This is a genomic window from Iodidimonas gelatinilytica, assembly GCF_008579125.1.
Lineage (GTDB): Bacteria > Pseudomonadota > Alphaproteobacteria > Sphingomonadales > Rhodothalassiaceae > Iodidimonas > Iodidimonas muriae.
In genome coordinates this window covers 1-1,188 of record NZ_BKCL01000029.1, presented here as the reverse complement: position 1 = coordinate 1,188, position 1,188 = coordinate 1, and the positions used below count along the sequence as shown (strand labels likewise).

1 protein-coding gene is annotated in these 1,188 nt (G+C 55.5%); it reads right to left on the bottom strand.

The genetic code is table 11. From position 1 onward, the window contains the following. On the bottom strand, positions 1–1,188 hold a 1,188-nt coding region (tuf, locus tag JCM17844_RS13845; RefSeq protein WP_150001484.1), incomplete at both ends, for an elongation factor Tu.

Below are 1,188 nucleotides of genomic sequence, written 5' to 3'. Positions count from 1 at the left end.
ACTCGACGATGGAGGCAACGACGCCGGCACCGACGGTACGGCCACCTTCACGGATCGCAAAGCGCAGGCCTTCATCCATGGCGATGGGCGCAATCAGTTCCACACCCAGCGTCACATTATCGCCAGGCATCACCATTTCCGTGCCTTCAGGAAGCGTCACCATGCCGGTCACGTCCGTGGTGCGGAAATAGAACTGCGGACGATAATTGGCAAAGAACGGCGTATGACGACCGCCTTCATCCTTCGTCAGAATATAGGTTTCCGCATTGAACTTGGTGTGCGGGGTGATCGAACCCGGCTTTGCCAGAACCTGACCGCGCTCCACATCGTCACGGCCAACACCGCGCAGAAGCGCTCCAATATTATCGCCAGCTTCACCCTGATCCAGAAGCTTGCGGAACATTTCAACGCCGGTCACCGTCGTTTTCTTGGTATCGGTAATACCAACAATCTCGACTTCTTCACCAACCTTGATGATCCCCGTCTCAACACGGCCGGTCACAACCGTCCCACGACCGGAAATCGAGAACACATCTTCAATCGGCATCAAGAAGGGCTTGTCAACCGGACGCTCAGGCGTCGGGATATAAGCATCCACAGCCTTCATCAGCTCAAGGATCTTCTCGGCACCAATTTCAGGGTTCTTGCCTTCCAACGCAGCCAAAGCAGAACCGGCTACAATCGGAATGTCATCGCCAGGGAATTCATAAGCCGACAAAAGCTCGCGGATCTCAAGCTCAACAAGCTCGAGAAGCTCTTCATCGTCAACCTGATCCACCTTGTTCAAAAACACAACAAGCGACGGAACGCCAACCTGACGCGCCAAAAGAATGTGCTCGCGCGTCTGCGGCATGGGACCATCCGCTGCCGAAACAACCAAAATCGCGCCATCCATCTGCGCCGCGCCGGTGATCATGTTCTTCACATAATCCGCATGGCCCGGGCAATCCACATGCGCATAGTGACGGCCTTCCGTCTCATATTCCACATGCGACGTGGAAATCGTGATCCCACGCTCACGCTCTTCCGGTGCCTTATCGATGTTCGCGTAATCCGTAAACGACGCACCACCCGTCTCGGCCAACACCTTCGTGATCGCTGCCGTCAGGGTCGTCTTCCCATGGTCAACATGGCCAATCGTGCCAATGTTCACATGCGGCTTGTTCCGCTCAAACTTTGCCTTCGCCA